22 protein-coding genes are annotated in these 24,149 nt (G+C 73.1%); 6 read left to right on the top strand and 16 right to left on the bottom strand.

Annotation, left to right across the window (positions count from 1 at the left end):
* Positions 1-9 precede the first annotated feature (9 nt).
* Positions 10-999 (top strand): 2,3,4,5-tetrahydropyridine-2,6-dicarboxylate N-succinyltransferase, encoded by a 990-nt coding sequence (gene dapD, locus AB0O19_RS16795; protein ID WP_363588339.1) that lies wholly within the window; start codon positions 10-12, stop codon positions 997-999.
* Positions 1,000-1,468: 469 nt separating this feature from the next.
* The gene (locus AB0O19_RS16790; RefSeq protein ID WP_363620207.1) at positions 1,469-1,711 is read left to right on the top strand and encodes a hypothetical protein; all 243 of its coding nucleotides are present in this window, start codon (positions 1,469-1,471) and stop codon (positions 1,709-1,711) included.
* On the opposite strand, the gene AB0O19_RS16785 is transcribed toward AB0O19_RS16790, so the two are convergent.
* The 6 genes from AB0O19_RS16785 to AB0O19_RS16760 form a co-directional block, all read right to left on the bottom strand.
* A complete protein-coding gene (locus AB0O19_RS16785; protein WP_363620205.1) occupies positions 1,651-2,277 on the bottom strand; it encodes a DUF6099 family protein in 627 nt (208 codons plus the stop codon). The two genes, AB0O19_RS16790 and AB0O19_RS16785, sit on opposite strands and share 61 nt — an antisense overlap.
* A gap of 165 nt (positions 2,278-2,442) precedes the next feature.
* The gene (locus tag AB0O19_RS16780; RefSeq protein ID WP_363620204.1) at positions 2,443-2,862 is read right to left on the bottom strand and encodes a nucleotide pyrophosphohydrolase; all 420 of its coding nucleotides are present in this window, start codon (positions 2,860-2,862) and stop codon (positions 2,443-2,445) included.
* 15 nt (positions 2,863-2,877) lie between these two features.
* Positions 2,878-4,230 (bottom strand): ATP-binding protein, encoded by a 1,353-nt coding sequence (locus tag AB0O19_RS16775; protein ID WP_363620202.1) that lies wholly within the window; start codon positions 4,228-4,230, stop codon positions 2,878-2,880.
* A gap of 94 nt (positions 4,231-4,324) precedes the next feature.
* A complete protein-coding gene (locus AB0O19_RS16770; protein WP_363620200.1) occupies positions 4,325-5,155 on the bottom strand; it encodes a putative RNA methyltransferase in 831 nt (276 codons plus the stop codon).
* A gap of 123 nt (positions 5,156-5,278) precedes the next feature.
* Positions 5,279-6,085: an alpha-L-glutamate ligase gene (locus AB0O19_RS16765; RefSeq protein ID WP_363620199.1), complete on the bottom strand. Its 807-nt coding sequence runs from the start codon at positions 6,083-6,085 to the stop codon at positions 5,279-5,281.
* Entirely contained in the window at positions 6,082-7,053 is a 972-nt protein-coding gene (locus tag AB0O19_RS16760) for an ATP-grasp domain-containing protein (RefSeq protein ID WP_363620197.1), read from the bottom strand. The genes AB0O19_RS16765 and AB0O19_RS16760 overlap by 4 nt, the downstream gene beginning before the upstream one ends.
* Before the next feature lie 244 nt (positions 7,054-7,297).
* Between AB0O19_RS16760 and AB0O19_RS16755 the strand changes: the two genes are divergently transcribed.
* Positions 7,298-8,158, top strand: coding sequence for a GNAT family N-acetyltransferase (locus tag AB0O19_RS16755; RefSeq protein WP_363620195.1), 861 nt, complete (start codon positions 7,298-7,300; stop codon positions 8,156-8,158).
* A gap of 74 nt (positions 8,159-8,232) precedes the next feature.
* Here AB0O19_RS16755 and AB0O19_RS16750 read toward each other — a convergent pair whose 3' ends face one another.
* From AB0O19_RS16750 to AB0O19_RS16735, 4 genes are all read right to left on the bottom strand, one after another.
* The gene (locus AB0O19_RS16750; RefSeq protein WP_363620193.1) at positions 8,233-8,655 is read right to left on the bottom strand and encodes a fic family toxin-antitoxin system, toxin component; all 423 of its coding nucleotides are present in this window, start codon (positions 8,653-8,655) and stop codon (positions 8,233-8,235) included.
* Complete coding sequence (locus AB0O19_RS16745; protein ID WP_063347592.1) at positions 8,652-8,888, bottom strand: toxin-antitoxin system HicB family antitoxin; 237 nt, start codon at positions 8,886-8,888, stop codon at positions 8,652-8,654. The genes AB0O19_RS16750 and AB0O19_RS16745 overlap by 4 nt, the downstream gene beginning before the upstream one ends.
* 168 nt (positions 8,889-9,056) lie before the next feature.
* Entirely contained in the window at positions 9,057-11,696 is a 2,640-nt protein-coding gene (locus tag AB0O19_RS16740; RefSeq protein WP_363620192.1) for a collagenase, read from the bottom strand.
* A 210-nt stretch (positions 11,697-11,906) separates the two neighbouring features.
* Positions 11,907-12,866, bottom strand: a complete 960-nt coding sequence (locus tag AB0O19_RS16735; protein WP_363620190.1) for a LysR family transcriptional regulator — start codon at positions 12,864-12,866, stop codon at positions 11,907-11,909.
* Positions 12,867-13,353: 487 nt separating this feature from the next.
* Between AB0O19_RS16735 and AB0O19_RS16730 the strand changes: the two genes are divergently transcribed.
* Positions 13,354-13,551, top strand: coding sequence for a hypothetical protein (locus AB0O19_RS16730; RefSeq protein ID WP_363588357.1), 198 nt, complete (start codon positions 13,354-13,356; stop codon positions 13,549-13,551).
* Between the two features lie 172 nt (positions 13,552-13,723).
* Here the strand turns inward: AB0O19_RS16730 and AB0O19_RS16725 are convergent, their stop codons facing one another.
* Together AB0O19_RS16725 and AB0O19_RS16720 are read right to left on the bottom strand one after the other, a co-directional pair.
* Positions 13,724-15,070, bottom strand: a complete 1,347-nt coding sequence (locus AB0O19_RS16725) for a class I SAM-dependent RNA methyltransferase (RefSeq protein ID WP_363588367.1) — start codon at positions 15,068-15,070, stop codon at positions 13,724-13,726.
* A 383-nt stretch (positions 15,071-15,453) separates the two neighbouring features.
* A complete protein-coding gene (locus tag AB0O19_RS16720; protein WP_363620188.1) occupies positions 15,454-17,523 on the bottom strand; it encodes an APC family permease in 2,070 nt (689 codons plus the stop codon).
* 229 nt (positions 17,524-17,752) lie between these two features.
* On the opposite strand from AB0O19_RS16720, the gene AB0O19_RS16715 reads away from it, so the two are divergent.
* Together AB0O19_RS16715 and AB0O19_RS16710 are read left to right on the top strand one after the other, a co-directional pair.
* The gene (locus AB0O19_RS16715; RefSeq protein ID WP_363369779.1) at positions 17,753-18,421 is read left to right on the top strand and encodes a TrkA family potassium uptake protein; all 669 of its coding nucleotides are present in this window, start codon (positions 17,753-17,755) and stop codon (positions 18,419-18,421) included.
* Entirely contained in the window at positions 18,421-19,092 is a 672-nt protein-coding gene (locus AB0O19_RS16710; protein ID WP_063347598.1) for a TrkA family potassium uptake protein, read from the top strand. The genes AB0O19_RS16715 and AB0O19_RS16710 overlap by 1 nt, the downstream gene beginning before the upstream one ends.
* A gap of 96 nt (positions 19,093-19,188) precedes the next feature.
* On the opposite strand, the gene AB0O19_RS16705 is transcribed toward AB0O19_RS16710, so the two are convergent.
* From AB0O19_RS16705 to AB0O19_RS16690, 4 genes are all read right to left on the bottom strand, one after another.
* Positions 19,189-20,004 (bottom strand): DUF3159 domain-containing protein, encoded by an 816-nt coding sequence (locus AB0O19_RS16705; RefSeq protein WP_363588361.1) that lies wholly within the window; start codon positions 20,002-20,004, stop codon positions 19,189-19,191.
* Between the two features lie 2 nt (positions 20,005-20,006).
* Positions 20,007-20,414 carry an OB-fold nucleic acid binding domain-containing protein gene (locus tag AB0O19_RS16700; protein ID WP_063347599.1) on the bottom strand — a complete coding sequence of 136 codons (408 nt, stop codon included), beginning with the start codon at positions 20,412-20,414 and terminating at the stop codon, positions 20,007-20,009.
* Between the two features lie 67 nt (positions 20,415-20,481).
* Positions 20,482-21,162 carry a response regulator gene (locus AB0O19_RS16695; RefSeq protein ID WP_033351413.1) on the bottom strand — a complete coding sequence of 227 codons (681 nt, stop codon included), beginning with the start codon at positions 21,160-21,162 and terminating at the stop codon, positions 20,482-20,484.
* A gap of 109 nt (positions 21,163-21,271) precedes the next feature.
* Positions 21,272-23,860: a sensor histidine kinase KdpD gene (locus tag AB0O19_RS16690; protein ID WP_363620186.1), complete on the bottom strand. Its 2,589-nt coding sequence runs from the start codon at positions 23,858-23,860 to the stop codon at positions 21,272-21,274.
* Between the last annotated feature and the right edge of the window lie 289 nt (positions 23,861-24,149).

The raw sequence follows: 24,149 nt of genomic DNA, 5'->3' as shown, positions 1-24,149 counted from the left end.
GTGCACGGTGTGACTGCTGAATCGACCTCCCTCCCGAACGGGGCCGTGGCCGCCGGCCTGGCCACCATCGCCGCCGACGGCACCGTCCTCGACACCTGGTTCCCCGCCCCCGCCCTGGCCGCCGAGCCCGGCCCGGCCGGCACCGTCCGCCTGACCGCCGAGCAGGCCGAGGCCGAACTCGGCGCAGGCGCGGCCGAGGCGCTGCGCGCCGACCCGCGCCGCGGCGTCGAGGTGGTCGCCGTGCGCACCACCATCGCCTCGCTCGACGAGAAGCCGCTCGACACCCACGACGTGTACCTGCGCCTGCACCTGCTCAGCCACCGCCTGGTCAAGCCGCACGGCCAGAACCTGGACGGCGTCTTCGGGCTGCTCGCCAATGTCGCGTGGACCAGCATCGGCCCCGTCCCGGTGGACGCGGTCGAGCAGGCCCGCCTCGCGGTCCGCGCCCAGGGCGGCCAGCTCGCCGTGTACGGCATCGACAAGTTCCCGCGGATGACCGACTACGTCGCCCCGTCCGGTGTGCGCATCGCCCACGCCGACCGCGTCCGCCTCGGCGCCCACCTGGCCGCCGGCACCACCGTGATGCACGAGGGCTTCGTCAACTTCAACGCCGGCACCCTCGGCACCTCCATGGTCGAGGGCCGGATCAGCGCGGGCGTCGTCGTCGGCGACCACAGCGACATCGGCGGCGGCGCCTCGATCATGGGCACCCTCTCCGGCGGCGGCAAGCAGGTCGTCTCGGTCGGCGAGCGCTGCCTGCTCGGTGCCAACGCAGGCATCGGCATCTCGCTCGGCAGCGACTGCGTCATCGAGGCCGGCCTCTACGTCACCGCCGGCACCCGGGTCACCACCCCGGACGGCACCGTGGCCAAGGCCGTCGAGCTGTCCGGCCAGGACAACCTGCTGTTCCGCCGCAACTCGCAGACCGGCGCCGTCGAGGTCATCGCCCGCTCCGGCTCCTGGGGCGGCCTCAACGCCGACCTGCACGCCCACAACTGACCTGCGGGACCACACCATCGGGGTTCGGAGCCGACTCGGGCTCCGAACCCCGAGTGCGTTCTGCGGCTTTCGGCGGGCGTGCGGGCCCCCTCCCCCTCCCCCTCCCCCTCCCTCCCCTCCGCCCTCTCCTCCTTCCCCTCGCCCGAAGCCTTGGCCCGGTCCCGGCTTGGTCGGGCACCCGGCTTGCTCGGGCACCCGGCTTGCTCGGCGCCGAGCAAGCCGGGAGTGTCTCGTCGCGCGCCTAGCCCAGGCCGCTTCGCGGCGGCAAGCCGGGATCACCCGGGAGGCTTACGGCGTAACGGAGTTGGACCACATCGGGTGGCGCGCGGTGACCGGCCGCCGGAGCGGTTCGTTGGTTGCTGCGGCGGGGGCGTGTACCTCGGTGGCCAGGCATCAGGCACCCCCGCTGCGCGGGCCGAGCCACCGCCGGCCGCTTCACGCCGCACTACCGATCCGAAGAGGTCCCGTCATGACCGAACCAACTGCCACGCCGCAGCTCCCGAGCAGCCCGGCGGGCTCGGCCGCCGGTACCTCGTCCGGGCCCGCCGCGCAGAAGAGCCTGCTGGAACAACTGCACGAACTGCTCGCCTCGGTGTCCGCGGATCTCGCCGAGTTGCAGTCCCCCGGCATCCGGGAGGACGGCCCTGCCACCTATCCCACCGGTACGGACACCTCCTCCTCCGACGCTCCGGCCACGCCAGGCACCCGATAGTCCGGCGCCTGCTCCTCCCCCGTCGGCCCGCCCTCGTCCGGCGGGTCGAGCCGGACCACGAGTAAGGGCGAGCCCCGCTCGGCCGGCGCCCCGCCGAGCACCGCGCCTTCCTCTCCCTCCAGCCTGCCCGCCGCCTTCCGCAGCCGCCCGGCCAGGTCCTTGCACTCCGACACCGCGTCCACACCGTCGATGCACGTCCAGTAGAGGCTCTCGGTGTCGGCCCCGCAGGCCAGCACCACCAGCGTCTCCCCGACGTCCCGCAGCAGCCCGTCCAGCGCACCCAAGGTCGGTGCCAGCTCTCCGAGTTCGGTGAGCCGCCCGGCCCGGCCGCCGCTCAGCACGGCGGCCCTGACGACCGAGCGTTCCAGGCAGACCGCCGCGTGCGCCGCGGCCTCGGCCAGTTGCTGCCCCAGCCCGGCGAGCTGGTCGTCGTCCAGCTCCGCCAGCCTGGCCCCCACCGCCTCGGTGAGCAGCGCGGCCTGCCGCGCCTCGGCCAGCACATCCGGTACGTGTCTGGCCTCGGCCAGGGCGTGCCGGGCCCTCTTGATCAGTCGCAGCGCCTCCATGGCCGCCACTCCTTTCGCTCGCTGTCGCCGTGGGACCACCACCGCCGGTGGGGCGGTCAGGTGGTCACGGCGAAAGCGTGCGGCGAAGTCGGCGAGGCCGCATCCGTCATCGGGAAAGCTGTGGACAAGTCCGGGGCTGTGGATAACTCCCGTCCCTCACAAGGATTATTCGTCCACGTCCGGGTTGACACCCGCCCCGCCCTGGTCGACGTCCGCCGGTCCGTCCGGCACCGGGAAGCGGAGCTCGTTCCGCTCGATCTTGGCCGCGAGGGCCTCCAGCGGATCCACCCCGACCACCGTGCAGAACTGCACCAGGTACGCGAGGACGTCCGCGACCTCGTCCCGCACCCGGTGGGCCCGCTCCGGATCGGACATCACCGCGGCCGCCTGCTCGGGCGTCGACCACTGGAAGATCTCCAGCAGTTCGCCGGCCTCCACGCTCAGCGCGGCCGCCAGGTTCTTCGGCGTGTGGAAGGGCTCCCAGCGCCGGGCCGCCGCGAAGTCCGCCAGCCGCTGCCGCAGGGCCTCCAAGGTCGGCCCGGTGGGCCCGGCCGGTTCCCCCGGCGTCGTCTCTCGTTCGTTCACCCGTCCAGGTCTACCTCACCCGTCCACGTCGTCCGCCCCCGGGTCGGCGCCGTCCCCGCGCCCGCACTGGGCCGGCACCCGGGTCGTCTCGGGCCGCAGCACGGTGTGCCCCGAGTCCGGGTCGCGCCGGCACTCGACCAGCACGGCCGCGCCCGACCGCGGTTCGGCCACGCCGAGCGCCTCCCGCGCCGCGGCGGGCTCCTGAAGCGCGGCGAGGACGCGCAGCTGGTTGCGCCCGGACATGTCCCGGGCCAGCCGTAGCAGTGAGGCGGTCTGTTCGGTGGCGAGCCCGGCGCCGAGGTCCTCGGCGAGCACGGTGAGCTGCCGGTGCGCCCACGGCACCTCGGCGGCCACGTCGAGGTCGAGCACCCCGGCCCCGGTGAGCAGCACCGCGGCGAACGCGAGGTGGCGCAGCATGCCGTCGGAGGCCTGGTCGGCCCCGGTTCGTCCGAGGACGCCTTCGTCGAAGACCGCGAGGACGCGCTGGTCGGGCCCGCTGCCGCGGTGGGCGAGGGAGAGTCCGAGCAGCGGGTGCGGGGCGGCGGACTGGACGGCACGCAGGAGCTGTCCGTAGCGGCGCGGGCACTCGTTGCCGAGCCGGGCGAGGACGGCGGAGATGTTGGCGGCGTTGCTGCGCAGCCGGGCCTGCGGGTCGGGTCGGGCCCAGCCGCGCATGAGGGCGGGGACGGGGTGGACGGGGAAGACCTCGCGCAGGGCGGTGAGCAGGTCCTCGGTGGCGGCGAGGACCTGCCGTTCGCCCCGGGAGGAGCCGGCCACCCGGAGCGGCAGTTGCGCGGTGATCATGGTGCCGCTGGGGAAGGGCGCCCGGATGTCTCCCTGGCGGGTGTCGTTGTGCCAGCAGACGTTGACGCGCCGCTTGCGGACGTCCTGTTCGCCGGTGTCGACGAGGGTGCGGCCGTCCAGGGTGAGCGATTCGCGGGCGATCCGCACCGGGCCGTCGGTGCGGACGACGACGTCGAGCCGGATGCGGCCGTGCGGGGAGCGGACGGTGCAGCCGAGGATGACGGCGTCGCGCCCGTGCGGGACGCACCCGGTCAGGCCGCCGCGGACGGGTTTGGCCAGGGGGCCGGTGCGGTCGGGCAGCCCGTCGAAGGAGTCGGCGATCTCCTCCCCGAGGGCCAGCCGGGAGAGCACGGCCAGTGCGTCGAGGGCGTTGGACTTGCCGACGCCGGCGGGCCCGTGCAGGACGGTGAGGGGCGCGAGCGGCAGGACCGCGCGCCGGTAGGACTTGAACGAGGTGAGCCGGAGCTCCTCGACGGTGGGACGTGTTACGGATGGCCGATCGGGCCCCGGGGCGCTCGGTCGGGGGTGGGCCGGCGCGGCGGGCCGGGTGGCGTCGCGGTTCACCCATCGGACGTTAGCCGCAGGCCGGTCGGCAGAAACGTGCCTGCTCAGCAGATTCATCCCAACGTGGCGGCCGCACCCCGCGCGCGCCCGACGTTCAGCGCCGGTAGGCGGCCACCGTCACGGAGGCGGTCACCTCGACCGGGTCCGGCAGGTCCGCGAGCGCGGCGGCCAGGCGGTCCGGGTCGGTGTGCCAGGCACTGGGGCCCATGCCGACGACGGTGCGCACGTCGTCCGGGCCGAGCCGCAGGGTGAACTCGACCTGCCGCCGGCCGGCGGAGGTCAGGTAGGGTCCGAGCTTCTCGTCGATCCGCCGCTGCTTCTCCTCGTCGACCGACAACAGGCCTAGTGCGCCGACGAGTTCACGCAGGTGGCGGGCGGTGGGCGAGACCAGCAGCAGGGTGGCGCCGGGGCGCAGCACGCGGCGGATCTCGGGCCCGTTGCGCGGGGCGAAGACGTTGAGCATCAGCCCGGCGGAGGCGTCGCGCAGCGGCAGCGGCCGCCAGGCGTCGCAGACCACGGCGCCGATCCGGGGGTGGGCCTTGGCGGCGCGGCGCAGCGCGAACTTGGAGATGTCGAGGGCGGCCCCGGCGCGGCCGGGCAGGGCGTCGAGGACATGGGCCAGGTAGTGGCCGGTGCCGGCGCCGAGGTCGGCGACGAGGCCTTCGGGGTCGGCGTCCGCGGCGGCCTCGGCGAGGGCGTCGGCGATGGGCCGGTAGTGGCCGGCGGCGAGGAAGCCGGCACGGGCGGCGACCATCTCGGCGGTGTCGCCGGTGCCGGTGTGGGCGTCGCCGGCGAGGAGGCTGACGTAGCCCTGCTTGGCGAGGTCGAAGCTGTGGTCGGCGGGGCAGCGCAGGGCGCGCTCGTGCCGGGTGAGGGCCTGCGCGCAGTGGGGGCAGGCCAGGTAGCGCTCGATGTCCTGCAGCAACGTTCCGTCTTCTCTCGCCGTTCGGCCCGGGTGCCCGGTGGCCCTGAGTGACCAGCCTAACGACCCCGCTCGCCCCCGACGGCCCGCCGAATCCGCCCCGGTCCGACGGCCCCGCTGCCCGGCCTACCGGCCCCGCCCCTGCGCGACGTGCCCGCGCCCGCGCTCCGCCGCGACGCGCAGGGCGAGGGCGGCGAGCGCCTCGGGCGCGCCCAGCCGGCCACGGATGCCGGGGAAGGCGTTGACGTCGACGATGACGGGTTCGGCGGGCCCGTCGAGCAGGTCGACGCCGTAGACGTCGAGCCCGAACACCTCGCCGACGCGCAGAGCCAGCGCAGCCCGCTCGGCAGGCGGCTCCCAGTTCTGCCCCTGCCCCGATTCCCCCTGGCCGCCGGCGAGTTCGGACCGCCGCCGGGCGGCGAACACCTGCCGGTCGATCACCCACAGCTTCTGGTCCCAGCCGGTCCCCGGGACGAACGGCTGGGTGACGACGGGCTCGTCGGGCCAGCGCGCGACGAGTTCGCGCAACCGGGCCGGGCCGTCGACCCGGGCGACCAGGTCGTGGCGCCGACTGTGCCGGCTCTTGACGACGAACGGGTAGTCGGGAACGGCGAGTTCGGCGATCCGCCCGGCGTCGCGGGTGGCCGCGAAGGGCAGGTCGGCCGCGCGCGCGAGTTCGGCCATCCGCACCCGGTCCTGACAGAGTTCGGTGGCCGCGGCCGAGTTGATGACAGGCGCCCCGCCCCGCTCCAACTCTCGTGCGAGTGAAAGGGATCGACGGGTGTGGGCCTTGAGCAGATAGACGTCGGCGAGCGCCGGCCCCGCCGGGCCGGCAGGGTCGACGATCGTCACCTCGTGCCGGTCCGCCAGCAGGGCGGCGGTCGCCGCGAGCACCGGGTGTCCGGGGTCGGCGGTGATCAGGCCGATCCTCATATCGCCCCACCCAAGCCGGCTCCGCCAAAGCCGGCCCCACCCAAGCCGCCCCCGTCAAGGCCGGATCCGTCGAACTCTCCACGACCGAAGCCCAGTTGCCCGTACCCCGCGCCACCACCCGCCGGCACCAGTGCGGGCGCGGGCGCCGACACGGCCGTCCCGCTGCGCGCGAGCCGCAGCACCGCCCGGGCGACCCTGGCGACCGCGTCCGGCACCTGGCGGAAGCTCGGGAAGTCGTTGATGTCGACGACCACCGGCCCGTCCGGCCCGAACAGCACGTCGACGCCGTACAGGTCGAGCCCGAACACCTCACCGACCTGCGCCGCGATCCGCGCGACCTCCCCGGGCAACGGGACCTGCCGTTCGCGCACGCCCTGCCCGGGGTGGAGCGGGGAGGAACGTTCCGTCGCGAAGAGCTCGCCGTCGACGCAGTACACCTTGAGGTCGGTGCCGGAGTTGGGCACGTAGGGCTGGGCGATCAACAGCCCCTCGTCGGCGAGTTCGGCGCCGAGGTCGAGGAGGTGGTCGGGGCTGGGCACGAGCCGGACGGCGCGTCCGGAGCTGCCGTCGGCGGGCTTGACGACGAGCGGGTACTCGGCGGCCGGGATCTCGGCGAGCCGTTCCCAGCGGGCGGTGGCGTAGGTGACGGGGACGGGCAGGCCGCGGGTGCTGGCGATGACGGAGGCGAGCGCCTTGTCGCGGACGCCGCGGATGGAGCGGACGTCGTTGACGGTGGTGAGGCCGACGGCGGCGGCAGCGTCCAGCAGGGTGAGTCCGGGCCCGCCGGAGACGGTCTTGAGCACCCAGGCGTCGTGGCTGCCGGCCCGGATCGCCTCGGAGATCGCCATCAGCGAGTCCCCGGGGCGCAGCACGTCCACCCGGTGCCCCCACGCGGTGAGCCGGCGTGCCACGTCGAGCGGCATGCCGTCGTGCCGGTAGTGCTCCTCCACCAGAAAGCAGAGCCTCATGGGCCTGTCTTCCCCCCTTGCCGAGCCGAGTGCGGACGTCCGCCGTCCCCCTTCGGCAGAGCTGTCAAGGCATCAGCATGCCACGCGGTATACGCACAAGATCACTGCGAGCCGGTAAGCGTTCAGCAACAATCAGGCGCCCGCGCCCGCGCCGCGCCGCCCGTCACCGCCCCCGGCACCCCCGGCGCGAAGCCCGGGAACAAAGCGGTGGCGGGCCGCCGACGCCCCTGCTTGGATGCACGCCGTGACTTCTGTTGATCATGCTCCCGACCCTTCCCTCCTCGACGCGATCGAGCGCTACTACGACTCGGTGCCGCGCAACGCCGCACGGGCCGAGGACTTCGGCCCGCTGACCCTGTTCGTCCGCGAGAGCGCGGGCTGGCCCTACTACGCCCGCCCCACGCTCGACCACGACGGCCCCGCCACCACCGCCGAGGACGTCCTGCGGGTGCTGGCCCGCCAGCGGGAGCTGGGCGAGCCGGAGGCCTTCGAGTGGGTGGCCGAGCGGAGTCCGGAGCTGCGGGCCGCGGTGGAGGCGGCCGGGCTCGCGGTGCACGAGCACCCGCTGCTGGTGCTGGGCCCGCAGGACGAGCCGGCCCCGGCGCCCGAGCTGCCGGAGGAGGTGCGGGTGGAGGTGCTGGGCGCGGACGCGCCGGAGCTGGCGTCGGCGGTCGCCGTTCCGCACCTGGCGTTCGCCGAGCCCGGCACCGGCGTGGGCGCCGTGGGTGCGGCCGAACTGGCCGAGGCCGCAGGGCGGTTGGTGGCGGAGGGCGCGGTGGAGCGGATCGCACGGCGGATCACCGACGGCGCCACCGTGCTGGCCGCCGCGCTGGAGGACGGTTCCGCGCTGTGCGCGGGCCAGCACAATCCGGTGGGCGCGGTCACCGAGGTGGCCGGGGTCGGGACGCTGCCGGCCGCGCGGCGGCGCGGGCTGGGCCTGGCGGTCACCGCGGCCCTGGTCGCGCACGCGCGGGCGAACGGCGCGCGGACGGTGTTCCTGTCCGCCGCCGACGAGGAGGTCGCCCGGATCTACCGCCGGGCGGGCTTCCGCCCGTTCGCGACGGCCCTGATCGCCGAGCCGGCCCCGGACCGGCCCGGCGACTGACCCGCCGGGCGCACCGACCAGAGCTCTGCGGAACGGACGACGAGGACGACGCGACCGGGCAGGGGCCCACCCGGTCAGTCGTCGTCCTCGTCCTCCGCCCCGCTGACGCCCTCCCCCTCGGCCTCGTCGACGACCCACCCCGCCAGCCGTTCGGCGACCCCGGACACGCCGAGCCGCCCCTCCCGGATGGCCCGGGCGAGGCTGCGCACCTCGCGGGCGGTGGTGGCGACGGTGCAGCCGCTGGCGACGAGGTAGGCGTAGGCGACGGCGGTGGCGTAGAGCTCGTTGGTCTTCTCCAGGGCCGGCACCCGGATCAGCTGGTGCATCAGGGCGGCTGCGCGGTCCTGCGGTTCGGGGTAGACGTCGATGTCGAAGATCTCGGCCTGGTGCCGGGAGACGGCCGCGAGCAACGACCCGTAGTCGGTGACCTGCGGGTCACCGGGCGTGTACTGCTCGGCGGTCATGAGCAGCCACGAGAGGTCGACCTCCAGCTTCAACGGCGCACGTCCTTCAGGTCGCCCGGCTCCGCGAACTCGGCCAGGAAGGCCGTCTCGTACTCCTTCATGAACTGGGCGGCGGCGTCGACGAAGGCCCGCCCCGCCTCACCCATGTCCTGCTGGACCAGGCGCTCGATGTACTGGTTCATGCTGATCCCCTGCTGCTCCGCCCGTTCCCGGGCCATCTCCGCGGTCGTGGCGTCCACCCGGACGTTCAGCTGTTTCTTACCCATGAATCTCAAGCTAGCGCTGAAGTGCTAGCACAACAAGGGCGCACGCACGCCGGGCGCGCGCACGCCGGGCGCGCGCACACCGGGCGGACGCCCCCACGGACGCCGGGCGGCCAGGCCCGCGGCAGGGTGCCGCAGGCCTGGCCGCCCAGGAGCGAACGTGGGACCGGATCAGAACTGGGTGCTGACCGTCACCCCGCTGAAGTCGGTGTTGGCGTAGAGGCTGATGTAGCGGTAGCCGGCCGTCGGGTTGGTGACGGTGATGCTCTGCGTGCTGCCGGCGTTGGTGGAGGAGGCGGTGAAGGCGTTCGGCGAGGCCCAGGTGTCCGCGTTGTAGTACAGGTACGCGGTGCCGGTGCCGCCGGAGGTGCTGATCTTCAGGGTGCTGACGCCGGCCGGCAGGTAGACGTACAGGTAGTCGAGGTTGCCGGCGGTGGCGGTGAGGTTGGACCGGGAGCAGTTCTGGCCGAGCGCGTCGGTGCGCGGGTCGGTGCAGGTCGGCAGGGTGGTGCCGCCGCCGGTGCCGGTGGTGACGGTGACCGAGGCCGGGGTGCTGGCGGTCCTGCCGGTGGCGTCGGTGACGGTCAGGGCGACGGTGTACGTGCCCGCGGCGGCGTAGCCGTGGCTCGGGTTCCGCTGGTCGGAGGAGGTCCCGTCGCCGAAGGTCCAGTGCCAGGCGGTGATCTGGCCGGGGCCGGTCTGGACGGACTTGTCGGTCAGCGTGACGGTGGCGCCGTTGACGGCCTGGGCGAACAGCGCGGTCGGGCCGTCCGCGTAGCAGGCGCCGCCGGCGCAGCCGTCGAGCCAGGCGTCGAAGTCGGCGTCGTAGCCGGTGCCGATGCCGTTGTAGACCGCGTAGCCGCCCTGGTAGTCACCGGTGCGGAAGTGGCCGAGCATGGCGTAGACGTCGGCCGGGTGCTTCTCGAACATGTACCGGACGGCGAGATAGCCCCACGGGTAGGTGCGCACCGAGTCCGAGTTTCCGTACGTGTTCTGGAAGACGGTGCTGAGCTTGTAGGTGTGCTTGGCGGCCTCGGCCATCGCCTGGGTGTCGGTGGTCCCGCGGTAGGCGTAGGACTCGTACTCGGCGACGCCCTCGATCCACCAGATGTCGGGCACGGAGATCTCGGTGGAGAAGTTGCCCTTCATGTCGTAGATGCCGTCGAGGTAGTGCGTGTACTCGTGGTTGAGGTTCCACACGTTGGCGGTGAAGCCGTCGTTCCACGACTTCTGGTACATCACGCACACGGCACGGTTGTTCGGGTCGGTCGGGTCCATGACGGTCTGGCCGCCGTTGTCGGTGGAGTTCCCGAAGATCGCCCAGGAGTAGTTCAGGTAGTCGGCCTGGTTGGCGAAGACCGCGAGGGTCATGTTCTTGTCGTACGGGTTGACCGGGCCGTTGTCCTTCACCAGGTTGTGGAAGAAGGTGTCCTCGCCGCGCAGGCTGGTGCAGACGGCCGCCAGGTCGGCGGGCGACAGCGACTCGGTCTGGATGGTGCGGTTGTCGCAGACCAGCTGGTTCGGCAGCACCGCCGCGGTCAGCTTCGCCGACAGGTCGCAGGTGCCGTAGTACGAGCACTGGCCGGGGTCGAAGGCGTTGGCCTGGTAGGCGGTGTGGACGTACAACGGGCCGGTGACGCCGGTGATCTGGGCGCCGTCGAGCACCGCCTTGACCTTCCCCTTGACCGCGGCCTCGACGACGGGGCCGTCGCCGGCCATCCGGCCGAGGTCGTTGCCCGCGTTGACGTCGAGGTAGGCGTTGGCGGTGCCGAGCAGGTCCTTGTGGTTGAGCGCGAAGTCGCCCAGGACGGTGCCGATGCTCGGGTCGGCGCCGACCGCGCTGACGAAGTCGCTGTTCCAGTTGCCCCGCCACAGCGGCGCGGACAGCACGGCGTTGACCGCCTTGAGCATCTTCGGGAAGGCGTTGTACGAGTTGTTGTAGCTGGTCAGCACCTGCTTGTAGACGCCCAGGTAGCTGCCCTGCACGTTGGCGCTGTCGGTCAGGACCAGCACCTCGTTGAGCACGGTGCCGTTGTTGTCGGTGACGTCGGTCCAGTGCCGGCCGGCGAAGAAGGCGTCGAGCCCGGCCTTGGAGGCAGTGGTGAGCGCCGCGTCGTAGGGGCCGACCGCGTCCGCGTTGTTGGACTGGACGTAGTACCCGGCCCGCAGGAAGAGCACGAGCTGCAGGATGCCGGTGGAGTTGTCCCCGGTGTAGTTCGCCGCCAGGCCCTGGTAGGCGTTGGCGACGGTGAGCATCTGGGATTCCTTGAAGATCCTGCCCGCGTCGGTGCCGGTGACGTTGAACAGCGTGGTCACGCAGTCCGTGGTCGAGCCTTCGAGGAAGGAGACCAGGTCGGCGCCGCTGCGCCCGCCGAAGTCGGCGGGGGTGCAGCTCGGCGCGGCGGCACCGGCCGTACCAGCGGCGGCACGGGCCGAACTGCCCGGCTTGGCCGCGGAGTTGCCCGGCTTGGCCGCGGGCGCGTGCGGCTGGGCCGGGCGGGGCGCGGTCTGCACGGCGGTGCCGGCCGGCTGGCCCATCACGACCTGGCCCAGCAGCGCCGGCGGCAGCGGCTTGGCGGCGGGGGCGGCGGCCTCGGAGGGATCGGCCGCGAGGAAGGCCCCCAGCGGCTTCGGGACGGCCGACGCGGCGTCGGCCGTCGCCGGGGCGGCGGCGGACGACCGGGCGCCGGCCGGCGGCTGGGCGGCCGGCCCGGACGCGGCGAGCGCGGGGACGGGCAGCAGGGTGGCGGCGGTGGCACAGCCGGCGACGACGCCGGCCATGAGCGTGGGGAGGGGTATGCGAAGGCGCACTACGGGGTCCTTCTCCTGTGGGGGAGGTGACTGGACGACTGCCGAGGCTTGGGGGAAGTCGACGTGATCCTGCCATCGGGCGACCCATCAGAACAATGTCACAGGTCATATGACATCGACTGCGGCGGGCATAACACCGCCCCACCGGGACCGGCCGCCCGCCCCGGCCCCGCGGCCGGACCCGGCCCCCCACCTCCGGACCCGGCCTCCCTACGGCCGGACCGGCCGGTACGTCCGCGCCGCCCACGCCTGGAAGGTCGGCGAACTGGCGATCAGGTCCCGGTAGGCCGCGGCCGCCGCGCCGAACAGCGTCTCCACCACCTCGCCGCTCACCCCGGCGGCCTGCCAGGCCAGCAGGTGGCGGACCCAGATCGGCGTCCCGGCGAGCGGCTTGACCACCACTTCGGCCAGCGGCCTGGTGGTCGCCTGGACGACGGAGATCCCGAGCCCGGCGGAGATCATCTCCTGCAACTCCAGCCGCCCGCCGAGGAACTCGTGGACGGTCGCCGGGGTGAAGCCCGCCGCGGCGCAGGCCCCGTAGAACACGCCGTGCCAGCCGGCCCCGTCGTCGGGGGTGAGGAACCAGTCCTCCTCGGCCAGGTCCACCAGGGCGATCTCGGTGCGGTGCCGGAGCCGGTGGCCCGCCGGGAGTGCGACGAAGGCGGGCTCGGTGACGATGCCGCGGTGCGCGACGGCCGGCGAGTGGCGCAGTTCCCGGCCCGGGTAGTCGACGGCCACGGCGGCCTCCGCGTCACCCTGCTCCAGCAGGTCGACGATGTCCGACGAGCGGTAGACGGAGGTCACCGTGAAGCGCTGGTCGGGCCGCTGGTGCCGGGCCCTGGTGACCAGTCCGGGCAGGATCGGCGAGATGGTCGCGGCCAGGCGCAGCTCCTGGCGGACCGGCTCGCCGGGGGCCGCCGGGCGGCGGCCGAGGCAGTCGGCGCGGGTGAGGAGGTCGCGCGCGGCGGCCACCACCTCGACGCCGAAGCAGGTCGGCGCGACGCCCACGGCCGTGCGCTCGAACAGCGGCGCGCCCAGGTGGCGTTCGATCCGGCGCAGTTGCGTACTGGTCGCGGGCTGCGAGGCGCCGAGCAGGACGGCGGCCCTGCCGACGCTCCCGGTGTCGGCGATGGCGCACAGCACGCGAAGGTGCCGCAGTTCCAGCTCCATGACCCTCCCCCTCACGCAAGGGCCGCACCCTCCCGGCCGACCGCTCCGGGCGGGAGGGTGCGGCCCCGGCGGTGGCTGTGCAACAGCACACATGACATGTCGGCCGCTCACCTTCGCCCCGCGCGAATCACCTCGTCAAGCCCCCTCCGGGAGCCGAACGGCGGCGCCGGCAGCGGCCTTTACCGGCGCATTGCGTCCCCCTGACCGCTCCCTGACCCGCACCCCGGCGACCGTCCGGCCCGGCACCCGCCACCCCGCCCGACGCCGGCCCCCGCGAAGCCCCTCCGAAGCCCCTCCGAAGCCCCTCCGAAGCCCCTCCGAAGATCCTCCGAGGATCCTCCGAGGATCCTCCGTGGCCCCTCCGCGGCCACCCCGCCCGACGCCGCCCCGCCGGGGCGAGCGAGACTTGAAGAGTTCTTCACCTTCCGGGACTCTGAACTCTCCTGAGCGTTCCGCGGAGCGGCACCGACCGGTCTGGAGGCCGGCAATGACAGCCATGTTCGACCAGGAGCTGCGCGAGCAGCTCACCCAGGCCCGCCGGGACCTCGCAGCGGCCCGGGCCGAAGGGGACGCCGACGGCGTCCAGGCGTACGAGGGCCGGATCGCCGGACTGCTCCGGCTCGCCGCCCAGCACGGGATCGACCTTCCGCACAGCGCCGACGAAGAGGAGCACAACCGGCCCTGACCGTCCCGCACCGGAACGGCGAGGAGGCGGCACCCGCGTGAACGGGTGCCGCCTCCTCTGCCGTCTCCTCCGCCGAACTACCCGGAGCCCTCGGAGTCCCCGGAGTCCCCGGACCGCCTCGAACGCGATCAGCGCCCGTCGAAGCCGGCCGGCACCCCAGAGGGCCGCCGGGTCACTTCCCGATCGGCTCCAGGACCGCCACGCACTCGAAGTGGTGCGTCATCGGGAACAGGTCGAAGGCCCGCAGCGAGACCGGCCGGTAGCCGCCCTCCCGGAAGAACGCCAGGTCCCGGGCGAGCGCCGCCGGGTCGCAGGCGACGTACGCGATCCGGCGCGCCTCCAGGCCGACCAGGTGCGCGACGGTCTCGCGCCCGGCGCCCGAGCGCGGCGGGTCCAGGACGATCAGGTCGGTGGCGGTGATGCCGGTGCGCGGCAGCAGCGTCTCGACGCGGTCGCACTCGATCCGCACGTTGTCCAGCGCGGCCAGGTTGTGCCGGGCGTCGGCCACGGCCTGCTTGGAGGACTCGATGCCGAGCACCGCGCCCTCCTCGCCGACCCGGTCGGCCAGCGCGCCCGCGAACAGGCCGACGCCGCAGTACAGGTCGAGCGCGTTCTCACCCCACTGCGGGTCCAGGCCGTCCAGGACGGCGTCCACCAGGGTGTCCGGCGCCTCGGGGTGGATCTGCCAGAAGCCGCCGTTGCTGACCCGCCAGGTCCGCCCGGTCGCCCGCTCGCGCACGAAGCTGCGGCCGTGCACGCGGTGGATGTCGCCCTGGTCGTCCACCCGGGCGATCGACACCGGCTTGTCCAGCTCGACCAGCGGCAGCTGGGCGCCGGGGCGCGGGGTGAGCACCACCTGGCGGTCCGAGGATCCGCTCGCGGCGATCACCTCGACCGAGGCGATGCCCGGCCAGTCGCGGGCCTCGATGCCGAGTTCGGTGACGCCCTCGGCGGCGATCAAGCAGCGGTCCACCGGCTGCACCTCGTGCGAGCGGTGCTTGCGCAGACCGACCTTCCCGGTCTCCTGGTCCACGGCGTACTGCACGCGGGTGCGCCAGGTCGGCACCTGCCCGGCCGGCAGCTTGCCGCCGACCGGCTCGACGCTGCCGTCCCAACCCGCCTCGGCCGGGGTGAGACCGGCCAGCTTGGCCAGCTGCTCGGTCAGCACCTGCCCCTTGAGCTTGCGCTGCCCGCCCGGAGTGACGTGCTGCCAGTCGCAGCCGCCGCACTTGCCGGGCCCGGAGAACGGGCACGGCGGCGCGATCCGCTCCTTGGCGGGCTCCAGGATCTCGACCGCGTCGGCCCGCAGGAACCGGGAGGTGGAGGTGCCCTCGGTGACCAGTGCGACCACCTTCTCGCCGGGCAGCGCGTGCCGGACGAACAGCACCCGGCCCTCGTGCCGGGCCACGCAGTGCCCGCCGCCGTGCGCGACCGGGCCGACCTCGACCTCGTAGCGCTGGCCGGCCAGCGGATCGCCGGACGGCGTCTCGGGCCGCGCGGCCCGCGGCGCGGTGCGCAGCGCCTTCGGCGGCCGCACCGCCTGCTTGCGCGGCCGCTCCCCCGGCGTGCGGGACGCCTGCGCGCGGGATCCCTGCGCACGGTCGCCCTTCGGCGCACCGTCCTTGGAGCGCTCGGCCTTCTGCGTGCGCTCGGCCTTCTGCGCACCGTCGGTCTTCTGCGTACGGGCGGCCTTCGGCTTCCCCGTGTCGGCTTCCGCCGGACGCGCGGGAGCAGGCTCGCCCGGCGCGAGCGGCGCGGTCTGCGCGGTGAAGCCGTCGCGGTCGGTGGCGGCCGGGCGCACGGGCTTGCCCCAGCGCGGCCGGGCGACCTTGCCGGGCTTGGCGGCGCCCTTGCGGGCGCCCTTGCCCGAGGATCCGGAGGAGCGGGACGGGGTGTTGCGGGTCACTGGGCGGAGTCCTTGCTGCTGTCAGCGGTGGCGTCTGGCATAACGGGGACCTTCGACTTTACGGCCTTCGGCGCCCGAGGCTCGCCACGCCGGACGGCACCCGGCGCCGACCAGGCCTTCTGCGGCTTGCGCCGCTCGGAGGACTCCAGCTGCCACGGCACCGAGGTGACCATCACCCCGGGCTTGAACAGCAGCCGCCCCTTGAGCCGCAGCGCGCTCTGGTTGTGCAGCAGGTGCTCGTACCAGTGGCCGACCACGTACTCGGGGATGTAGACCGACACCACCTCGCGCGGGCTGCTGCGGCGCAGGTTCTTCACGTAGTCGAGGACGGGCCCGGTGATCTCGCGGAACGGCGAGTCCAGCACCTTGAGCGGCACCTCGATGCCGCGCTCGTCCCATTCCCGGCGCAGCGCCGCCGTGTCGGCCGGGTCGACGTTGACGGTCACGGCCTCCAGGGTGTGGGCGCGGGCGAGCCTGGCGTAGGCGAGGGCGCGCAGCGCGGGCTTGTGCAGCTTGGAGACCAGCACGATGGCGTGCACCCGGGTGGGCAGCACCACGTCGTCCGGCTCCTCGGCGGCGGTGAGCTCCTCGGAGACCCGGTCGTAGTGGCGGCGGATGCCCTTCATCATCACGAAGAGCACGACCATCGCGGCGATCGCGATCCAGGCGTGGCTGATCTTGGTGACCAGGACGACGATCAGCACGGCCATGGTCATCACCAGGCCGAAGGTGTTGATCGCCCGGCTGCGCTGCATGTGGCGGCGCTTGGCCGGGTCGGTCTCGGTGCGCAGCAGCCGGGTCCAGTGCCGGATCATGCCGGACTGGCTCATGTTGAAGGAGACGAAGACGCCGACGATGTAGAGCTGGATCAGCCGGTTGGGGTCCGCGTCGAAGGCGATGACGAACAGGATCGCGGCGATCGCCAGCAGGATGATGCCGTTGGAGAAGGCCAGCCGGTCGCCGCGGGTGTGCAGCTGGCGCGGCAGGTAGCGGTCCTGGGCGAGGATCGAGCCGAGCACCGGGAAGCCGTTGAAGGCGGTGTTCGCGGCGAGCACCAGGATCAGGCCGGTGACGGCGGCGACGAAGTAGAAGCCGGGCGTGAAGTTGTTGAAGACGGCTTCGCTGATCTGGGCGAGCGCGGTCTTCTGGTGGTAGCCGGGCGAGGAGCCGACGAGCTGCTCGGCCGGGTTCTCGGCCATCTGAACGCCGGTGAGGCGGGCCAGCCAGATGATGCCCATGAACATCACCACGGCGATGCTGGCCATCATCAGCAGGGTGGTGGCGGCGTTCTTGCTCTTGGGCTTGCGGAAGGCCGGCACGCCGTTGGAGATGGCCTCCACGCCGGTGAGCGCGGCGCAGCCGGAGGAGAACGACTTGAGCAGCAGGAACACCATGGCGAACCCGGCCAGCGATTCGTTGCCGGGGGTGGCGGCGAGGTGGAATCCGGAGCTCTCGGCGGGCATGTCCTGGCCGAGCAGGAAGTGCCGGACGAAGCCGTAGCCGACCATGCCGATGACGCCGATCATGAAGGCGTACGTCGGGACGGCGAAAGCGGTGCCGGATTCGCGGACGCCGCGCAGGTTCATGCCCATCAGCACCACCACGACGATGACCGACAGGGTCAGTTCGTGGCCGCGCAGCGCGGGGACGGCGGAGACGACGTTGGCGACGCCCGAGGTCGTCGAGACGGCCACGGTGAGCACGTAGTCGACCATCAGGGCGCTGGCGACGACGAGCCCCGACTTGGGCCCGTGGTTGACGGTCGCGACCTCGTAGTCGCCGCCGCCGCTCGGGTAGGCGTGCACGTTCTGCCGGTAGGAGGCGACCACCGCGAGCATCACGATCGCGACGACGACGCCGATCTGCCAGGAGAAGTGGATCGCCGAGGCACCCGCCACGGAGAGCGTCAGCAGGATTTCCTCGGGGGCGTACGCGACCGAGGAGAGCGCGTCCGAGGCGAAGACGGGCAGCGCGATCCGCTTGGGCAGAAGTGTTTCGCCCAATTTGTCGCTGCGCAGGGCGCGCCCGATCAGGATGCGTTTCGGTAGGTCAGTCGGCATAGGCACGTTAAGGAATCGTAGGGGCTTCCCGGGCCGGGCTCCGCCGTTTGTCCCCCCCTTCGTCGCGACTGCGTTCTATGGACCGGCTAGCGTGTCGGATACGAGTCGGCGGGCAACACTCACGTTGTGAGTCGGCGCCCCACGAGAACGCTCGCCCAGGGAAGCCGGGCGGGAAAGGGAGATGAACGGTGTTTGCGCAGGTCAAGAACCCTACGGGACGGGTGAGGTAGCGCCGGTGCACATCGTCATCATGGGCTGCGGCCGCGTGGGCTCGGCCCTCGCCAGAGCCCTGGAGAAACAGGGCCACTCGGTGGCCGTGGTCGACCAGGACCCGACCGCGTTCCGTCGGCTGGGCGCCGGGTTCAACGGGCGCCGGGTGACCGGCGTCGGCTTCGACCAGGACACCCTGCGCGAGGCGGGCATCGAGGAGGCCGGCGCGTTCGCCGCGGTCTCCAGCGGCGACAACTCCAACATCATCGCCGCGCGGGTGGCCCGGGAGAACTTCGGCGTGGAGAACGTCGCGGCCCGGATCTACGACCCCCGCCGCGCCGAGGTCTACCAGCGCCTGGGCATCCCGACCGTGGCGACGGTCCGGTGGACCGCCGACCAGATGCTGCGCCGGCTGCTGCCGAGCGGCGCCGAGCCGCTGTGGCAGGACCCGAGCGGCGGCGTCCAGCTGGCCGAGGTCGCCTACGCCCCGGGCTGGGTCGGCCACCGCATCAGCGTGCTGGAGGAGTCCTCCGGCGCCCGGGTGGCGTTCGTCACCCGGCTCGGCGAGGGCGTGCTGCCCTCGCCCCAGATGGTGGTGCAGGAGGGCGACCTGGTGCACGTGATGCTGCGCCGGGGCGACCTGACGGCGGTCGAGGCCGCGTTCGCGCAGGGGCCGAAGGAGGAGGGTCACTGATGCGGGTCGCCATTGCCGGGGCCGGTGCCGTGGGTCGCTCGATCGCGGGCGAGCTGCTGGAGAACGGGCACGAGGTCCTGCTGATAGACAAGAACCCCAACTCCATCTCGGTGGAGCGGGTGCCCATGGCGGAGTGGCTGCTGGCCGACGCCTGCGAGATCACCTCGCTGGACGAGGCGGCCCTGCAGCGCTGCCACGTGGTGATCGCCGCGACCGGCGACGACAAGGTGAACCTGGTCGTCTCGCTGCTCGCCAAGACCGAGTACGCGGTGCCGCGGGTGGTCGCCCGGGTGAACAACCCGAAGAACGAGTGGCTCTTCAACGAGTCCTGGGGCGTGGACGTGGCCGTGTCCACCCCGCGTCTGATGTCCGCCCTGGTCGAGGAGGCGGTCAGCGTCGGCGACCTGGTCCGGCTGATGCGCTTCAGCCAGGGCAACGCCAACCTGGTCGAGCTGACCCTGGCCGCCGACACCGAGCTGGTCGGCACCCGGGTGGGCGACGTGGCCTGGCCGCAGGACACCGCGCTGGTGACGATCATCCGCGAGGGCCGGGTGCTGGTGCCGGGCAAGGACGACACCCTGGAGGGCGGCGACGAGCTGCTCTTCGTGGCCGCGCAGGAGCGCGAGGAGGAGCTGGAGGACCTGCTGTCGGCGTCCTCCGGCGCCCAGTAGGGCCGAAGGCGCGGACCGGACACGGGCGAGGGCCCGCACCCCTGGTGGGTGCGGGCCCTCGCCCGTCGCGTTCGGACCGGCCTGCCGGGGCTCCGGCTAGCGGGCCGGCTCCTCGTCGTCGTCGAACTGCGCCTTGATCGGTGGCGGCGCCTTGAGCAGGATCTGCCAGGTGACGTACATCGCCAGCAGCATCGGCGGGATGCCGAGGGCGACCTTGAGCCAGCCGAGCAGGTTGACGTTGTGGGTGAAGTACAGCGGGAAGAGGATCACCGGCTTGAGGCCCATGATCACCACCCAGGCCCAGGTCGCCTTGGTGTAGGCGGCGAACCGTCCCGGGTTCTCCTTGCGCCAGGTGAACATCTCGCCGGTGACCGGGCCGAGCATCACGCCGATCATCGGCCAGCGCACCAGGGCGGAGACCGCCAGGGCGATGCAGTAGCCGACGTTCCACAGCAGGCCGGGCAGGTAGAAGTCCTCGGCGCGGCCGCTCTTCATCGAGATCCAGGCGCCGAGGGCGACGCCGAACACCCCGCTGAAGGCGTGCTGGACGGTCTCCCGCCGGGCCAGCCTGGTCACCACGAACACCGCGCACAGGCCCAGCGCGGCCCAGGCGGCGGAGCTGACCTGGTGGGTGATGTTGAAGGTGACGATGAAGACCAGGCCGGGCAGCGTCATGTCGATCATGCCGCGCACGCCGCCGAAGGCCTGCAGAATGGTGTCGGCCGCTTCCTTGGAGGCGGCGGCCTTGCGGGCTGCCTCCTCGGCCGCGCTGTCGGCGGCCTCCTTGGCGACGACGGCCTCGCGGACGGCCGCGTCGGCCGCGGCCCCGGGTCCGTGCGGGCCGGGCGGCGCGTGGTGGTTCGCGGCCAGGTCAAGCTGGGCGGCGGACTCGCCGCCGGGCTGGTTGCTCACGCTCATTCGCTCCCGTGTCCGACCGGACGCAGCTCATAGCGGGGGTTGAACAGCACGCGGCGCCCGCGTGCGTGGCTGATCCGGCCGCTGGCGACGAGCCGGCGGCCCGGCTCTATGCCCGCGATCGAGCGGCGGCCGAGCCAGACCACGTCCAGCGCCTCGGTGCCGTCGAAGAGTTCGGCCTCCAGGGCCGGCACCCCGGCCCGCGGGCGGAGCGTCACCGTGCGCAGCGTGCCCGCGACGGTGACCAGCTCGCGGTCCGCGCAGCCGGCGATCGGCGTGCAGCCCGACTCCGCCGCGCTCTCCTGGCGCAGCTCCTCGGCCTGCAGCTCCTCGGCCGAGGAGGTCAGCCGGCTGAGCATGCGGCGGAATCGCCCCTGCGGCTGGTCGCTGCTGTTGTCACCACTCATGCCGGAAGGGTACCGGTTTCCGCACCCCCGGCGGCAGGCCGTACGGCCACCGGGGGCGCCCCGGGGGTCAGCTCTCGAAGCGGTAGCCCATGCCCGGTTCGGTGATGAAGTGGCGCGGGTGCGAGGGGTCGCGCTCCAGCTTGCGGCGCAGTTGGGCGAGGTAGACCCGCAGGTAGTTGGTCTCGGTGCGGTAGGCGGGGCCCCACACCTCCTGGAGCAGCTGGGTCTGGCTGACCAGTCGGCCGGCGTTGCGGACCAGCACTTCCAGCAGGTGCCACTCGGTCGGGGTGAGGCGGACGTCGGTGCCGTCCCGGTTGACCTTCTTGGCGGCGAGGTCGACGGTGAAGCTCTCGGTGACGACCAGCGAGTCGTCCTCGCCCGCGACCGGCTCGGCGCGGCGTACGGCGGCGCGCATCCGGGCGAGCAGCTCGTCCATGCCGAACGGCTTGGTGACGTAGTCGTCGGCACCGGCGTCCAGGGCCTCGACCTTCTCGTCGGAGGCGTGCCGGGCCGACAGCACGATGATCGGCACCCTGGTCCAGCCGCGCAGGCCGCGGATCACCTCGACGCCGTCCATGTCGGGCAGGCCCAGGTCGAGGACGACGACGTCGGGATGGCGGGCGGCGGCCAGTTCCAGGGCGCTCGCGCCGTCATGGGCCGCGTCGACCTCGTACTTGCGGGCCTTGAGGTTGATCACCAGCGCGCGGACGATCTGCGGTTCGTCGTCCACGACGAGGACCCGGGTCATTTACGGGCTCCGCCTTTCAGGGCTGTCGGACTTACGGACTGTGGGACTTGCTGAACATACGACGTGCGGAAGCGGGGAACGACAGGCCGGAGCGGCAGGCCACCGGCCGTCACGTGATCAGCCTCGACAGCGGATCGTGCCCGTCGCCGGCCGCCTCCCCCGGTTCCGGCGGCCGCTCGGCGGCGGGCAGGCTGACGACCATGGTGAGGCCGCCACCGGGGGTGTCCTCGGCCGTGACGGTACCGTCCATCGCCTCGACGAAGCCGCGCGCCACCGCGAGCCCGAGCCCCACCCCGGCGCCGCGCGGCGCGTCCCCGTAGCGCTGGAACGGCGCGAAGATCCGCTCCTTGGCGTCCTCGGGCACGCCCGGGCCGCGGTCCACGATCCGCAGCTCGACCCGCCCGGAACCGCCCGGCTGACGCAGCGCGTCGGCCTTGACCAGCACCTTGACGCCGTCCGGGCTGTACTTGACGGCGTTCTCGACCAGGTTGGCCAGCGAACGCTCCAGCAGACCGCCGTCGGCCCGGATCATCGGCAGCGTCTCCGGGACGTCGAGGCGCACCGACTCCGGCGGCACCCCGCCGAGGGCGAACGGCACCACCTCGTCCAGGTCGGTCTCCTGGATCAGCGGGGTGACGGTACCGGTCTGCAACCGGCTCATGTCCAGCAGGTTGTTGATCAGGTGGTCGAGCCGGTCGGCCCCGGCCTCGATGCCGGCCAGCAGCTCCGCCTCGTCCTCCGGCGCCCACTCGACGTCGGCCGCCCGCAACGAGGTGACGGACGCCTTGATCCCCGCCAGCGGGGTGCGCAGGTCGTGCGAGACCGCCGCCAGCAGCGCGGTGCGGATCCGGTTGCCCTCCGCCTCCCGGCGGGCCGCCGCGGCCTCCCGGGCCAGCCGGCGGCGCTCCAGCACCACGGCCGCCTGCGCGGCGAACGCCCCGAGCAGGCGCCGGTCCGCCCCCGGCAGCACCCGGCCGCGCAGCACCAGCGCCAGGCTGTCGCCGACCGGGACGTCCACGTCGGCCTCCTCCGGCCGCTCCGGCGGGCGCGGCCCGGCGGTGGCGACCGGCACCCAGGCACCGAGCGGCTCCGGACGCTCCAGCAGCGCGGCGCTCTCCTGCCCGAAGGTCTCCCGGACCTGCTCCATCAGCGCGGTCAGCACCCCGTCCCCGTTCGGCGCGCCGCGCAGCACGGTGCCGGCCAGCGCGCTGAGCGTCTGCGCCTCCGTCTGGCTGCGGGCCGCCTGGTGGGTGCGCCGGGCCGCCAGGTCGACCACGGAGGCGACCGAGATGCCGACCACGGTGAATATCGCCACCGCCATGATGTTCTGCGGCTCGTTGATCGTGAAGGTGTGGATCGGCGGCGTGAAGTAGTAGTTCAGCACCGACGAGGCGACCAGCGCCGACCCGATCGCCGGCAGCAGCCCGCCGACCAGCGCCGCGCACACCGTCAGCGACAGGAACAGCAGCATGTCGGTGGACAGGCCCAGCCCGCCGATCGCGGTCAGCACCAGCGCCAGCACCGGCGGACCCGCCATCCCGATCAGCCAGCCCGCGATGGTGCGGGGGCGGCCCAGGTCGGTGATCCGGCGCACCGGCACCCGCCCGCGCCCGTGCCCGGCGTGCTCGTGGGTGACCATGTGGATGTCGATGTCGCCGGCCTCCCGGGTCACCGTGGTGCCGACGCCCGGCCCGTAGAGGTACTGCCAGGCCGGCCGGCGGCTGGTGCCCAGCACGATCTGGGTCGCGTTCACGCCCCGGGCGAAGTCCAGCAGCCCGGCGGCCGGGTCGTCGCCGAGGACGGCGTGGAAGGAGCCGCCGAGGCTCTCCACCAGGGCCCGCTGCTCGATCAGCGTCTGCGGGGAGCCGGTGCCCGAGAGCCCGTCCGAACGGGAGATGTGGACGGCGAGGAGCTCGCCGCCCGAGACACGGGCCGCGATCCGGGCCGCCCGCCGGATCAGCGTCGCCCCCTCGGGGCCGCCGGTCAGGCCCACCACGATCCGCTCCCGGGCCTGCCAGGTGCCCTCGATGCCCTGCTCGGCCCGGTACTTCTGCAGGTACTCGTCGACCCGGTCGGCGGTCCACAACAGCGCCAGCTCGCGCAGCGCGGTCAGGTTGCCCGGGCGGAAGTAGTTGGCCAGGGCCGCGTCTATCTTCTCCGGCGCGTACACGTTGCCGTGCGCCAGCCGCCGCCGCAGCGCCTGCGGCGACATGTCGACCAGCTCGATCTGGTCGGCCCGGCGCACCACCGCGTCCGGCACGGTCTCGCGCTGGCGCACCCCCGTGATGCCCTCGACGGCGTCGCCGAGCGACTCCAGGTGCTGGATGTTGACGGTAGAGATCACGTCGATCCCGGCCGCAAGCAGCTCCTCGACGTCCTGCCAGCGCTTGGCGTTGCGGCAGCCGGGGATGTTGGTGTGCGGCAGCTCGTCCACCAGCGCCACCTGCGGGCGGCGGGCGAGGACGGCGTCCACGTCCATCTCGGTGAACGCGGCCTCCCGGTGCACCAGCTGCCGGCGCGGCACGACCTCCAGCCCGTCGACGAGCTCCGCGGTGAGCCGCCGGCCGTGATCCTCCACGAACGCCACCACGACGTCCGTGCCACGCTGCTGTCGCCGGTGCGCCTCGGCGAGCATGGCGTACGTCTTGCCGACCCCGGGGGCCGCCCCAAGGTAGATGCGCAGCCTGCCTCGTCCCATGAGCACCATTCTTGATCCGGCTCTGCCCCGGGGCCACCCCCGGACACCTGTTCCCCTTCCCTTCGAGACTACGGCGTGAGCGGCGTTTTTCCGCTGATCAGTGGACTGATCATGCGGTTTTAGCGACATATTGACGGCGCCCGCCCCCCTCGGCCGGGCCGGCGCGAAAGCCTTCTGCCCTGTCTCCGGGAAATGCAAAAAGACCCCCTCCCGGACGGGAGGGGGTCTTTTCGGAATAATTGTTCGGCGGCGTCCTACTCTCCCACAGGGTCCCCCCTGCAGTACCATC

The organism is Kitasatospora sp. NPDC091276 (assembly GCF_040684355.1).
Classification (GTDB): Bacteria; Actinomycetota; Actinomycetes; order Streptomycetales; family Streptomycetaceae; genus Kitasatospora.
Note: the sequence above shows the minus strand (reverse complement) of the source record. Positions and strands in the feature narration are given on the sequence as shown.